Source organism: Ruegeria sp. AL3 (assembly GCF_056536065.1).
In genome coordinates this window covers 1228325-1242610 of record NZ_JBQFJG010000001.1, presented here as the reverse complement: position 1 = coordinate 1242610, position 14286 = coordinate 1228325, and the positions used below count along the sequence as shown (strand labels likewise).

Annotated in this window: 6 protein-coding genes; 2 read left to right on the top strand and 4 right to left on the bottom strand. The window is 63.1% G+C overall.

Translation table 11 applies throughout. From position 1 onward, the window contains the following. The first annotated feature begins 96 nt into the window (after nt 1–96). Both ACR3E6_RS06200 and pbpC read left to right on the top strand, forming a co-directional pair. The gene (locus ACR3E6_RS06200) at nt 97–5523 is read left to right on the top strand and encodes an alpha-2-macroglobulin family protein (protein ID WP_480486317.1); all 5427 of its coding nucleotides are present in this window, start codon (nt 97–99) and stop codon (nt 5521–5523) included. Between the two features lie 36 nt (nt 5524–5559). Continuing rightward, on the top strand, nt 5560–7596 hold the full coding sequence (gene pbpC / locus ACR3E6_RS06195) for a penicillin-binding protein 1C (RefSeq protein WP_480486315.1): 2037 nt from the start codon (nt 5560–5562) through the stop codon (nt 7594–7596). Here the strand turns inward: pbpC and ACR3E6_RS06190 are convergent. The 4 genes from ACR3E6_RS06190 to ACR3E6_RS06175 are packed head-to-tail and all read right to left on the bottom strand — an operon-like array spanning nt 7593 to nt 14270. Then, nucleotides 7593–9635 (bottom strand): hypothetical protein, encoded by a 2043-nt coding sequence (locus tag ACR3E6_RS06190; protein WP_480486313.1) that lies wholly within the window; start codon nt 9633–9635, stop codon nt 7593–7595. The genes pbpC and ACR3E6_RS06190 overlap by 4 nt on opposite strands. Then, the gene (locus ACR3E6_RS06185) at nt 9632–12394 is read right to left on the bottom strand and encodes a DUF4159 domain-containing protein (RefSeq protein WP_480488103.1); all 2763 of its coding nucleotides are present in this window, start codon (nt 12392–12394) and stop codon (nt 9632–9634) included. The genes ACR3E6_RS06190 and ACR3E6_RS06185 overlap by 4 nt, the downstream gene beginning before the upstream one ends. Beyond that, nucleotides 12391–13266: a DUF58 domain-containing protein gene (locus ACR3E6_RS06180; protein ID WP_171637426.1), complete on the bottom strand. Its 876-nt coding sequence runs from the start codon at nt 13264–13266 to the stop codon at nt 12391–12393. The genes ACR3E6_RS06185 and ACR3E6_RS06180 overlap by 4 nt, the downstream gene beginning before the upstream one ends. Beyond that, a complete protein-coding gene (locus tag ACR3E6_RS06175; protein ID WP_152459465.1) occupies nt 13263–14270 on the bottom strand; it encodes an AAA family ATPase in 1008 nt (335 codons plus the stop codon). The genes ACR3E6_RS06180 and ACR3E6_RS06175 overlap by 4 nt, the downstream gene beginning before the upstream one ends. Nucleotides 14271–14286: the final 16 nt, after the last annotated feature.

Below are 14286 nucleotides of genomic sequence, written 5' to 3'. Positions count from 1 at the left end.
TCGGATTTCAGCATCGCGACAGAGAATGAAAAACTGTTTAAGCCGTTGCGCTACAGGCGCGCGCCATGCAAGGTTGAGCCCAAAGAGGAGAGCACGATGCACCGCTTTGTTTTTATTTCAATAACTTACATAATTGGCCTTCTGATCCTTCCCGCCGCCGTTCTGGCGCAGAGTGCGGTGCCTGAGTTCCGCTATGTCACCTCTCGGGACACGGATTTTTACGGGTCGGATCTGGATCCGTTGTTCGACACCGATCTGAAGTCCTGTGTTCAGGCCTGCTCGGCCAACGCGCAATGTACGGCGTTCACCTATAACACCCGTTCCGATGCCTGCTTTCCCAAAAGTGGCGTGAACAGACAAGAGGCGTATCAAGGCGCATTGTCCGCGCAAAAGGTGCCAAGCAGCGAACAGACTCTAATCTTGGGAAAAACGCGCGCGCAAGCACTGAGCGTCCTGAGTTCTGACGATCTGGATCACGCAAGAAAACAAGCCCGCGATCTGGGATTCCTGCACCCGGCAGGGGGGTATGATCTGCGGGCCGTTCTGGATGCGGCGCGCGACGCAGGCAGTGTCGCACAAACGATGCAGTGGACCGGTGTCGCCGTATCGCTCAGCGACCGCGCGGATCTTTGGGTGGAATATGCGCACCTGCTGCTGGCCATGAACCCTTCGGGTTGGAACGAGCGGCGCGACCTGCGCAACCGCGCGCTGAATGCGGCGATCAATGGCTATCTGCGCGCCGAAACCCCCGGCACCCAGATCGCTGCTCTGATGACCCTTGCGGAAGCCCTGGAAGAGGTTGAGCGCGGGCGCGACATGATTCCCGTTCTTCGGTTGGCCGAGCAGGTGCAGCCGCGCGAAGACGTGCTGACCGCATTGGACAAAGCCATCGGCAAATACGGTTTCCGCGTGGTCGACAGCTCGGTCGAAAGCGATGCGGCAGCCCCCAGGATCTGTATCGAATTCTCGGAATCACTGGTCAAGGCCGGGGTCGACTATGATCCCTTCGTTCAACGTGACGCCGATGGGCTGGTCGTGCAGGCCGAGGACAGCCAGCTTTGCTTCGATGGGATCGCGCATGGCCAGCGTTATCGCCTGACATTGCGCGAAGGCTTGCCTGCCGCCTCGGGCGAAGCACTGAATCGCAGCATCGAACTGACCCATTATGTACGCGACCGGACGCCTTCGGTTCGGTTTCCCGGACGCAGCTATGTCCTTCCGAAATCTGCCAACGCGGCCTTGCCCGTCGAAACGGTCAATGTCACCGAACTGGACCTGACCCTGCGGCGGGTCAGTGACCGGAACCTGTTGCGGGCCGTGCAACAGGACTTTTTCGGCCGCCCGCTCAGCGAATGGCAGGAGGAAGAATTCTCGGACCAGATTGCCCAGGACATCTGGACGGGTACTGCCGAGGTTTCAAACCAGTTGAACCAGACCATGACGGCACGTCTTCCCATGGCCGAAGCGATCTCGGATCAACCTGCCGGTATCTATACATTGACCGCCCGCGTTCCGGGGGCCGATCCCTATGACGATCCCGGCGCAACGCAATGGTTTGTGCTTTCTGATCTGGGGATCAGCACCGCCCTGGGCACTGACGGGCTGCACGTGACCGTGCGCGGGCTAAGCGACGCGGCACCGCGCGAAGGTGTCGAAGTTTCGCTGATCTCAGGGGCGAACGCCGTCATCTCATCGGCACAGACCGATGAAACCGGCTATGCAAGGTTCGATCCGGGCCTGACACGCGGCACAGGGGCCAGTGCGCCTGCTCTGGTGACGGCGGCAATCGATGAGAGGGATTTCAGCTTTCTCTCGCTGACCGATCCTGCCTTTGACCTGTCGGATCGCGGCGTTGAAGGGCGCGCACCGGCGGGGCCGGTCGATGTCTTTCTGACCACCGACCGAGGTGCCTATAGGGCCGGCGAAGTAATCCATGTCACCGCCCTGTCCCGCGATGGCAAAGCGCAGGCCATCGAGGGCCTGCCTCTGACGGCGATCCTGTATCGCCCGGACGGGGTGGAATACCGCCGGTCTGTCTCGGATGGCGGTGTTGCCGGGGGCCATGTCTTTGCCCTGCCCGTGGCCGCAGACGTACCGCGCGGCGCATGGAAGATTGAAATCAAATCCGATCCAATAGGCGATGCGCTGGCGCGTCAGACCGTTCTTGTCGAGGATTTCCTTCCCGAACGGATCGATTTCGAACTGACCCTGCCCGAAGCACCCCTGCGCCCCGGCGACAGTCCACCGCTCGCGATCGACGCGCGCTATCTGTTTGGAGCGCCGGGGTCGGACCTGAGCATTGACGGGCAGGTCATCGCCCGCCCGGCGAACACGGTCCCGGGCTACGACGGATATCGCTTTGGCCGCTATGATGCAGAAACCTCGATCAAGAGCACATATTTCGGAGACACGCGCACAGACGCAACCGGGCACGCGACCGTGGCGGTCAAAGTCCCCGTGTTAGAGACTGAAGGAAAGCCAATCGAAGCTGAAATCATCGCCCGGCTGGCCGATGGCTCGGGCCGCCCGGTCGAGCGTCGCCTGACCGCGCCCGTCCTGCCGCCGCACCCTGTTATTGGTGTCAAACCTCTGTTCGACGAAGTCATCCCGGAAGGCACCGAGGCAGCGTTCGAGATCGTTGGCCTGTCTCCTGAGTTGACGCCCGTTCCGATGCGTCTCCGCTGGACGCTGAACAAGATAGAAACGCGCTATCAATGGTACCAGCTTCACGGCGACTGGAACTGGGAACCGACAACGCGCCGCAGCCGTGTCGCCACCGGCGAGGTGGACGTCCTCTCTGACCCTCTGACGCTGACGCAACCGGTGGAATGGGGGCGCTATGAACTGGTGGTGCAGCGAGTTGACGGAACATATTCCGAAACCGCCGTCGATTTCTATGCGGGCTGGTATCAGGCCGCCGATGCATCGACCACGCCGGACCGGCTTGAAATGTCGTTGGATCGCGACAGCTATCGCTTCGGGGATACGGCGCAGTTGCGGATCGTGCCCCGCAGGGCCGGTGTCGCTCAGATCGAAGTCCTTTCGAACCGTCTGGTCCACCGCCAGATCGTGGAGGTGCCCGAAGGGGAAACTCTGATCCCGATTGAAGTGACCCAGGATTGGGGCGCCGGGGCTTATGTCACCGCAACCGTGATCCGCCCAATGGATGTTGCAGCCGGTCAGAACCCGGCGCGGGCGATGGGCGTTGCCCATGCCAGCATCGATCCAGGGGACCGCAGACTTTCCCTAGCTATAGATGTGCCCGAGGTCACCGCACCACGTCAGACGCAAAAAGCCCGTATCAGGGTCGAAAATACCGTGGACGATGAGCCGGTCTGGCTGACGCTGGCCGCCGTCGACGTGGGCATTCTGAACCTCACCGGGTTCAAAAGCCCGGACCCGCAAGGATACTATTTCGGGCAGCGCCGTCTGGGTGTTGATCTGCGGGATGTCTACGGGCGACTGATCGACGGCATGAACGGAGCCATGGGCACAGTGCGCTCGGGCGGCGACAATGACAGCGGGATGCGTCGCCAGTCTCCGCCACCGACACAAGACCTGATGGCCGGGTTCAGTGGCCCGGTCGAGATCGGCGCGGATGGAGAGGTTGAGATCGACATTCCCCTTCCTGCCTTCAACGGAACCGTCCGGCTGATGGCCGTCGCGTGGTCGCGCAAAGCCGTCGGTCAGGCCGAAGCTGAAATGATCGTCCGCGACCCGGTGGTCGCTACCGCCAGCCTTCCGCGCTTCCTTGCCCCGGGCGATCAAAGCCGGATGCGTCTTGAGATCGTCCATGCGGATGGCACACCCGGAGAAATGGCACTTGGCCTGACCGCCTCCAAGGGTTTGGAACTGGGCGCGGCACCGGCCAGCTTTTTGCTGGAGGACGGTGGCAAGGCGGTTTTCGAGATCCCGATCACGGCCAGCGCCATCGGCGATCCTGAAATCAGCGTATCGATCACCACACCTGATGGGCGCGACCTGTCGCAAACCCTGCGCATGCCGGTGCGGGCCAATGACCCGGTGATTGCACAGACGCGGCGTTTTGCCTTGGGCGCAGGCGATAGCTTCCTGTTTTCGCAGGATGTGTTTGACGGGTTCCAGCCGGGTTCGGCCAAGGCCATCCTGTCCGCCGGAGCATTGGCCAAATTCGACACGCCCGGTCTGCTGGATCAGCTGCACCATTACCCCTATGGCTGCACCGAACAGATCACCAGCAAAGCGCTGCCGTTGCTGTATCTGTCATCCGTTGCGCAAGCCACGGGGCTGGGGGATGGCCCGGTTGTGGATCAACGCATCGCCGATTCGATCCGCAGCATCCTGACCCGTCAGGCCGCAAACGGCGCCTTTGGCCTGTGGCGCGCAGACAGCGGGGATTTCTGGCTGGACGCCTATGTGACCGACTTCCTGTCCCGTGCCCGCATTCAGGGACATCTCGTGCCGGACCGGGCGTTCGCTCAGGCGATGGACAATCTTCGGAACAGGGTCAATTACGCGCCTGATTTCGACGAAGGCGGTCAGGACATCGCCTATGCCCTGATGGTTCTTGCGCGGGAAGGCGCGGCCTCGATGGGCGATCTGCGCTATTACGCGGATGTCAAAGGGGATGCCTTCGACACCCCTCTGGCGGCGGCGCAACTGGGCGCAGCTCTGGCCTCTTACGGAGACCAGACTCGAGCGGATGCGATGTTCAACCGTGCCGCGCGGATGCTGGATCGGCAACAGAACCAGCAACAGAACGTCTGGCGCGCTGACTACGGCACCCACCTGCGGGACGCAGCGGGCTTGTTGAGCCTTGCAGTGGACGCGGGCAGCGAGGCGATTGACCGCGATGCTTTGATCCAATGGGTGAGCACGGGCCGCGCGCCGCTGTCCACTCAGGAGGCCACGTGGTCATTGCTGGCGGCGCACGCGCTTGTGTCTGACCCAACGGGATCGGGCTTGATGGTCAACGGGGCGCCGGTTTCCGGTCCGTTTGTGAAAGTTCTGCAATCCGGACAGGCGGATGAGATCAACGTCACGGCCGCCGACGGTCAGGCGACGGATATCACCTTGACGGTCACAGGCATCCCGGAGGTTCCGCCCGAGGCAGGCGGCACCGGCTATGCAATCGAACGGCGGTATTATTCGATGGATGGCGATCTGATCGATTCAGAACGCTTTGCCGTGGGTGATCGGTTCGTCACCGTACTGCAAGTTACACCGTTCGAAAACGGCGGTGCGCGGCTGATGGTGAACGATCCACTGGCAGCCGGGATCGAGATTGACAACCCAAGCCTGCTGCGCTCGGGCGAGGTCCGATCGCTGGACTGGCTGGATCTGTCCGACGCCACCCATACCGAGTTCCGCTCGGACCGGTTCCTGGCCGCCGTTGATTTGTCCGGTCGTGAAACCGTGACGCTGGCCTACGTGGCGCGCGCCGTGACACCTGGCGTGTTCCATCATCCGGCGGCCTCGGTCGAAGACATGTACCGCCCGCAGAACCGGGCGCGGACATCTACCGGACGGGTCGCGATCCAGTGACCGGACTTGCGCCATACCCTTGTTTGGGTGGTCGTCATGCCTAAGCGGTCGCGGCTCTTGTTTGCGCTGGCCGGAGCACTCTACCTGACGGCGCTGGCACGGGATGGTGTTGACCGCTGGGTCGATGCCACAACCCTGCCTTCCGTTATGGCTGAAACTCCGGTCGAGATGCGGGACCGGAATGGCGACCTTCTGCGGGCGTTTCCAGTTGAGGATGGCATCTGGAGGCTGCGGCCCGGCGCAGTTGACCCTGATTTCATCGCTATGCTGATCCGGTACGAGGATAAACGGTTCTGGACCCACGCCGGAGTGGACCTCATCGCGATGCTGCGGGCTGCCGGGCAAAGCCTGTGGAACGGGCGTAACGTGTCGGGCGGGTCCACTCTGACCATGCAGGTGGCGCGGTTGATCGAAGATGGTCCAACCGGGCGCTGGAGCGGGAAATTTCGCCAGATCAGAGTCGCATTGGCGTTGGAGCGGCGTCTGAGCAAACAGCAAATCCTGAACCTTTATCTGACCCATGCCCCCTATGGTGGCAATCTGGAAGGGCTCCGCGCCGGCGCCCGCGCGTGGTTTGGAAAGGACGCCACCCGGCTGACGCCCGCGCAAAGCGCCCTGTTGGTTGCGTTGCCGCAATCCCCCGAGGCCCGGCGCCCGGATCGCAAGCCCGAGGCTGCCCGGCAGGCCCGCGACCGGGTTCTGAACAGGCTGGTGCGCCACACCGTCCTGACCGATGCCGAAGCGCGCGCGGCCATGACCGAGCCTCTTCCGGATCGGATGAATCCGTTTCCGCGTCTTGCACCTCATCTGACTGACCGCGTGAGGCGGCAAGCACCCGCAACACAGGCCTTCGATCTGACACTGGATGCCGGATTGCAGGCCCGGCTGGAAACCTTGGTGGCCCGGGCCGCCAACCGCGTCGGACCACGCGTTTCCGGGGCTCTGATCGTGGCCGACCATCGCAGCGGCGAGGTTCTGGCATCGGTCGGATCTGCCGGGTACCAAGATGCCCGTCAGGGGTTCGTGGATATGACCCGGGCCGTACGGTCACCCGGATCGACCCTGAAACCTCTGGTCTACGGGCTGGCCTTCGATCAGGGGCTGGCCCACCCCGAGACCCTGATCAGCGACAGCCCCGTGATGTTTGGCCGATACGCACCGCGCAATTTCGACGGCGCCTTCCGTGGCGATGTCCGGGTGCGGGACGCCCTACAGCTGTCGCTGAACATCCCCGTCGTGCGCCTGACGAATGAGTTGGGCCCCGCTCGGTTGATGACAGCATTGAGGTTGGCCGGATCAGAGCCACGTCTGAATGGCGCAACACCCGGATTGGCGATTTCTTTGGGGGGCGTGGGGTTGAGCCTGCACGATCTGGTGCAGGTTTACGCCACTCTGGCAGCTGGCGGCACAGGCCCGATCCTGCATCATGACGTTCTGGCAGACGCCCAGCGCACCCGGCGCGTTCTGTCGGAAACCTCGGCCTGGCAGGTTTCGGACATTCTGGCCGGGCTTGCGCCACCGGCAGGCGGTGCAACAGGGTCGCTGGCCTACAAGACCGGCACGTCTTATGGCCACCGCGATGCCTGGGCCATCGGCTTTGACGGGCAGCACGTCATAGGGGTCTGGCTGGGCCGCGCCGATGGAACGCCTGTTCCCGGTGCATTCGGGGGCGACCTTGCCGCACCCCTGTTGGCCGAGGCTTTCAACCTGTTGAAACCCGATCTAACGCCCCTGCGCCCACCGCCACCTTCGACCTTGCTTGTCGGCGCGGCCCAATTGCCTCAGCCGTTGCAGCGATTTCGCCCCCGCACGACAGCTTTCAAGGATGATCCCGCGGCGCCGGACCTGCTGTTCCCGCCCGATAACGCCGTATTAGAGACTTCAGGAGCACCTCTGACGGTCAAACTGCGTGGCGGCGTCGGGCCGTTTTCCGTACTGGCAGATGGCGTGCCGGTGCTGACCGGGCAGCGGCGACGAGAGTTCGAAATCCCAAATCCGGGGACCGGCTTCACCTCACTTGTCGTGGTGGATGCGCAAGGTCAATCCGACAGGGCGTCAATCAGGATCGATTAGCGCCGCCCCTCGCGCAGCCAACCGCCCAACAGGAAACCTCCTGCCAACAGCAAAACCAGCCAAGGCGGCAGCAGACCCGCCTGGGTAACATCCCGTGTCTCGTAGGCATCGCGCGGGGTCAGACCGATCCAGCCCCGACCAGCCGCCGGGCGCCCGGCGCGCACGTTGCGGATCGACGGCAATCCATCTTCCACCCGGATCACGCCGCCCCGCATGCCGGCCAGAACCGGTTCAAGAACATCCCCCGTAGCGATGGTGCGTTCAAACTCCTTCGGCGCGGCGGGACCAAGCCCGATCACGGCCATGTGGTCACCTTCCTGCAAACGGTAAAGACCAATCTCGGGCCCATAGTATTGCGCTTCGAACCGCCCCGGAGAGACCTCCTGCAAGGTGATTTCCAGCGTTTCGCCGTTCGGGCGCGTCACAGTCACCGGACCCACATCATCCCCAAGCGTCTGTCGAATGATGCGCATGGACTGGCCGTTGGCTTCGGCCCACAGCGCCTCTTCCTCGAGTTCGGGTTCCTTCATCATCCAATGGGCCAGCCTGCGCAAAAGTTCCAGTTGCGGACCGCCACCTTCAAAGCCACGGCTCCACAGCCAGGCATGGTCCGATGCCAGCATCGCAACACGCCCTTCGCCCACTCGGTCCAGAACCAGCAGGGGGCGTTCGTCAATGCCCGTCATCAGAACCTCGCCCGAGCGATGGTTCACATCGATCTGGCGCAACCAGGCCCCCCAATCCTCGGAATCGCCAAGATTTGTTGTCACCGGATGGCGCTGACCCAACGCGCTGACCTTTGGAACAAAGCGTTCCTCGAAGACACGCGCGGAAGGTTGCGCTGGCAGGATGGGCGCCAGCGGCGACCGAAAAATGCTGTCAGCTCCGGCGAAATCGGGACCGGCGGCAATCAGAACGGCGCCGCCGTCATTGATATAACTGGTGACGTTGTCCAGATAGATTGCAGGCAGGATGCCGCGCCGCTTGTAACGGTCGAATATGATCAGATCGAAATCGTTGATCTTTTCCAGAAACAACTCGCGGGTCGGGAAGGCGATCAAAGACAATTCGTCCACCGGCACGCCATCTTGCTTCTCGGGCGGGCGCAGGATGGTGAAATGCACCAGATCGACCGAGCTGTCGGATTTCAGCAGGTTGCGCCATGTGCGCCCGCCCGGATGCGGCTCGCCCGAGACCAGCAGAACGCGCAGGCGATCCCGAACGCCGTTCATCTGGATCAGCGCGGTGTTGTTGCGGTCGGTCAACTCGCCTTCGGCCAGGGGCACGGAAAACTGGAGCACGTTGCGCCCGCCATGAGGCAGGGTGACAGGCAGTTCGACATCCCGACCGATTGGAATACTCAGCTGCTGAGGCTCACCACCATCCACGGAAATCTCCAGCGGCGCTGTCGCGGCACCCGCGGGGGCTGCTCCGCTGTCTTCAACGCGCAGGGTCAAAGTCACCGATTCACCGATGATGGCAAAGGCAGGCGCATTTCGGACGATAAGCCGGCGATCCCAGTCGTCCGCACGCCCGGATTGCAGCAGATGCATCGGCGCTGGCAATTCCGGGGCCTGATCGGCATCGTGCACGATCCCGTCCGATACCACCAGAATGCCTGCGATGCGCGCACGCGGCTCTTCGGCCAGGGCCTCATTCAGGGCGGCCATGACCTGCGTGCCCTCATCCCCGTCACCGTCGCCGATCCGAATGCGGCGCAGTTCCGTATTGTCGCGCGCCTCAATCTCGGCGGCCAGATCTTCGGCGGCCTGCGCCGTTTGTTCGGCCCGGTCCGAAAGTGTCTGGCTGGCGCTTTCATCCTCGATCATCAAAACGATATCCGTCAGCGGCGCGCGGTCCTCGACTTGATAGACCGGACCGGACAGTGCCGCGATGACAACCAGGGCCGCCAATCCCCGCAGGGCCCAGCCCGACAAGCCGCGCCACAAGGCCAGAGCTACTCCGACAGCGGCAATCGCCCCCACAGCAGCCAAAAGCGGCCACGGGATCAGCGGGTCGAATATGACGGTTCCGGTCATTGTCCCAACCTGTCCAAAAGGGCGGGCACGTGGACCTGATCGGATTTGTAATTCCCGGTCAGCACGTGCATCACCAGATTGACGCCAAAACGATTGGCCAGTTCGCGTTGCCGTTCCCCGGCATACCCACGACCGACAGGCAAAAGGGCCTGGCCGTTGCGATCCACGGCCCAGGCCCCGGCCCAGTCATTGCCGCCGAAAACCACCGGTGTCACGTTGTCATTGAGGTTGCGGAATGGCATCCCTTCGATCTGTTCTGCATCCCCGGGTGCAGCTTCGACCCAGACTTCTGCGCCGGAATAGCGGCCCGGGAAATCCTGGAGCAAATAGAATGTTCTGGTCAGGACGTGATCGCGGGGAATCGGCTCTAATGCAGGGATATTCAGCGGTCCGGCCAGTTGCTGCAACTTGCGGCCATTCGGACTGGATGCGCCGAAACCGGCAATATCTGCATCGCGCGTATCAAACAGGATCATCCCACCCGAACGCAAATAGGCGTTCAGTTTGATATACGCCTCGGCCGAAGGTTGCGGCTGGTTCGGCGTGATGGGCCAATAGAGAAGCGGAAAGAATGCCAGCTCGTCTCGTTCCAGATCAACGCCGATTGGGTCCGCCGGTTCGACAGAGGTGCGAAAGAACAGGGTTTGCGCCAAGCCCCGCAATCCGGCCTCGGCAATATCGTCCACCTGCGTCTCACCGGTCAGCACATGCGCCAGCACAAGCTCGTGCGTTGCAGCGAGGGCAAATTCGGTATCTTCGGGCGTCTGCGCCTGTGCGTCCGGCACCAGCAGAAAAGCGGCCAGCGCGGCAGCCGCCGTTCGCGCCAGGCCCAGCCTGCCCGACAAGGCCAGCGAGGCAATCACGTCAACCGTCAGCAAGATCAGCGCGAGGCTGAGCAACAGGCCACCAAGCGGGGTTTCCGTGCTGACCTCCTGCCCTTTGATCGGCACATTGGCGGGCCAGGTCACCGGGCGCAGCTCGGTTTCTTCCGAAACCACGTTCAATGCCAGCTTCTGCTTTCCGCTTTCATAGAGACCCGGACGCAAATCTGGCCCGATCCGGCCCGAGATCAGCTGAACGCCATCCACACCGGCCAGGGTTCCGGCATCTGACAGGGCGCCAAACCCGTCCATGATCTGAACCGGCTCCCACGTGGTGCCTTGCAGTTGCGATTCTTGCCGCGACTTGGCTGCCGAAGCCACGGCCAAACGATCCAGCATCTCGACGAACAAACCCGACAACGGCAGGCTGGACCATTCGGCATCCGCAGTGACGTGAAACAGCACCACCTGCCCAAGCCCCAAAGCCTTGCGTGTTACCAACGGAGTCCCGTCAGACAGCGAAGCAATCACGCGATCCGCCAAGTTAGGGTCTGGTTGCGCCATGACTTGGGTCGAAACAACCACGTCCTTTGGGATATCCAGGCCGAAAAACGGAGAGCTTTCGGGGAATGGAGCCAGCGTCTTGGCTTCGCCCCAGCTCATCGCACCGCCGACGGATCGTCCACCGCTGCGCAGCCGCGCCGGCAACAGGGTGTCTTCGGTATCCCTGCCCAGATCGCTGGCCGCCATGCGCGGACCGGCAAAACGCAGCAGAAGCCCGCCCTGTTCGACCCATTCGATCAAAGCGGCCTCTTCCGGCTCCGACATCTGCGCCACGTCCGACAGGACGATCACATCCGGGTTGGCGGGCAGAACCTCAAGCAGGCCGCCATCGACAAAATCCGCGGTCGGGACCAGAACCTGCGTCAGGTAATGGAGGGGTGACAACAGCTCCAGCCCTTCACGGTTGCGGGTTCCGGCAATCAGCGCAACCTCGCGCCGGCGCAGACTGTCATCGGTCAAAGTCACGGCCCCGGCGGACCTTTGGCCCTGAATTTCAAACCGCGTGATACGGGCGCGCAATTCCGACGGCAGCGCCAGATCGGCCTGCGCCGAGGTTTCGCCGGCCTCCAGGGTCAGCTCAACGGAATGCAGCACCCGGGCCGTGCCCGCCGGATCACGGCCTTGCGCCAATACCGTCACGCGGTCTTCCGGTCCGGGGCCCGCGCGCTGAACGGTCAATTGGATCAGCCCGTCCTGATAGGCCGCAGGCCGGATCGCCACGGGCCGGGAGGCCGCCTGATAGACCGTCACATCTCCGCGCGCCTGAAGGCTGGACACCAGTTCAGCGTGGTCTGCATAATCCAGCCTGTCACTGAACCAATGGGTATCAAATCCGCCGTCAACGGCGTTCAACGCGGCAATGATCTGAGCAATCTGATCCGCATTCGGCTGCCAGGGGTTCGGGGTCAGCCCCGGCAAACGCCCACGCCACGCTTCCGCAGCCTGAAATACCGGTGTTTCCGGCTCTGTCAGGCGCAAAATCGCAACCGTTCGGCCCGCGCGCCCGGCCTCCGACAGTTGCGTGTCGATTTGGTCAAGTGTCGCCGGCCAGCGCGCGGCTCCGGCCCAACTGGCGTCCAGCACCAACAGCAGCGGCCCGGTTCCGGTTTCATCCCGTGACGGGTTCAGAACCGGCCCTGCCAGCCCGATGATGATCGCAGCCGCCGCCAGCATCCGCAGCAGCAGCAGCCACCATGGGGTGCGGTCGGATACGCTTTCGTCGTCCTTAAGGCCCAACAGCAGCGTGACCGCCGGGAACAAGCGGCGGATCGGAGCGGGCGGAACCGCGCGCAGGATCAGCCACAGGATCGGCAGAGTCAGAAGACCCAGCAACACCCATGGCGCGGTAAAGCCGATGCCCGCCAGAACCGTCATCGCGTGCCCCCATCCAAGGCCCGATAAAGCCATAACAGAGCCGCTTGTGCGCTGTCACCCGTGTGGTGCAGGCCCAGTTGCCAGCCCGTCGCTCGGCACAGTTGCCTCAGCGCGTCCTTGCGGTGCGCCAGGCGTTCCAGATAACGGTCCCGCAGCTCGGCGGCCTTGAGCGTTTCGTGTCGGACGGACCCTCCGACGCTTTCGAAAATGGTGCGCCCGCGATAGGGAAACGACTCTTCACCCGGATCCAGCACTTGCAGAACCACGCCGCGCACGCCGCGGTCGGCGGCTTTGGTCAGGGCAAGTTCAACCTCATCCATGGGGCCCAGAAAATCCGAGATGAACACGGCGCGGGCATGGGGGATCATGGCGCGGTGTTCGGGTGGGGCGTAATCCGCTTGATCATCCTCGGACCAGGCCTGCGCCAGCCGAATGATCTGCGCATTGCCGCGCCGGGGCGGCAAGGTGGTGCCGGTCAGACCTACGCGTTCACCGCCGCGCACCAGAAGGATGGATGTCGCCAGCCCCAACAGCCGCGCGCGATCCGCTTTGGTCGGCAGGGTCTTGTCGGACGCAAACCGCATCGAAGCCCCCTGATCGACCCACAGCATCACGGATTGCGCGATCTGCCATTCCCGTTCACGTACGAACTGCTGATCCCCCCGCGCCGAGCGGCGGTGATCGATCATGCGACGGCTGTCGCCGACCTGTGCCGGGCGGTATTGCCAGAAATCATCCCCCATCCCGGACCGCCGTCGACCGTGGTCGCCCAGAAGAACGGTTCCGGCCAAGTGCTCAGCCCGCGCCAAGAGGGGCGGTAGCCGCGATGCCTCGGCTTCGGATCTTTCGCGAAGGGTCAGCTCGGCATTCACGCCGCGGCCTCGGTCCGGATCAGGCCGACAGCGGTCGAATCAATCAGCTCTGCAAGGCTGTCACCACGCGCCCTTGCCGCAAAGTTGAGCGCCATCCGGTGGCTGAGCACCGGGCGCGCCATATCCAGAACATCCTCGGCATTGGGTGCCAGGCGCCCCTGCAACATGGCCCGCGCGCGCACCGTCATCATCAGCGCCTGCGCGGCACGGGGGCCCGGACCCCAGGCCACGGTTTCGGCAACCCGTTCGGACACACCGGGTTCTTCGGGGCGGAACGCCCGCACCAGATCAAGGATCAGTTCAACGACGGATTCTCCGACCGGCATCCGGCGCAACAAGACCTGCGCGGCCAGCAACTCTTCCTTGCTGAAAATCTGATGCGCCTCTTCCTCTTCAACCCCGGTCGTAGCCAGCAGAATATCCCGCTCTGTCTGGCGGTCGGGGTATTCGACGTCAATCTGCACCAGGAACCGGTCAAGCTGGGCTTCGGGCAGCGGATAAGTGCCTTCCTGCTCGATCGGGTTTTGCGTTGCCAGCACGTGGAACGGCGTACCCAATGAACGATCTTCACCCGCCACGGTAACGGTGCGTTCCTGCATCGCCTGCAACAGCGCCGATTGTGTCCGCGGACTTGCCCGGTTGATTTCATCCGCCATCAACAGTTGACAGAAGATCGGGCCGGGAATGAACCGGAAATGGCGGCTGCCATCGTCGGCAGTGTCCAGAACCTCGGACCCAAGAATATCGGCGGGCATCAGATCGGGCGTGAACTGAATGCGGCTGCCATGCAGGCCCATCACCGTCGACAGAGTCTCGACCAGGCGTGTCTTGCCCAAACCCGGCAGACCGATCAACAAGGCATGGCCGCCGCACAAAAGTGCGGTCAGCGTCAGGTCCACGACCCTCTCCTGCCCGATGAAGCGGCGGGTGATCGAGGCCTTGGCCTCTTGCAGCTTGTTTTCCAGCGCTTCGATCTCGGCTACGAGGTCGGCAGGTTCGGTCATGACTTTCCCTTCCGTG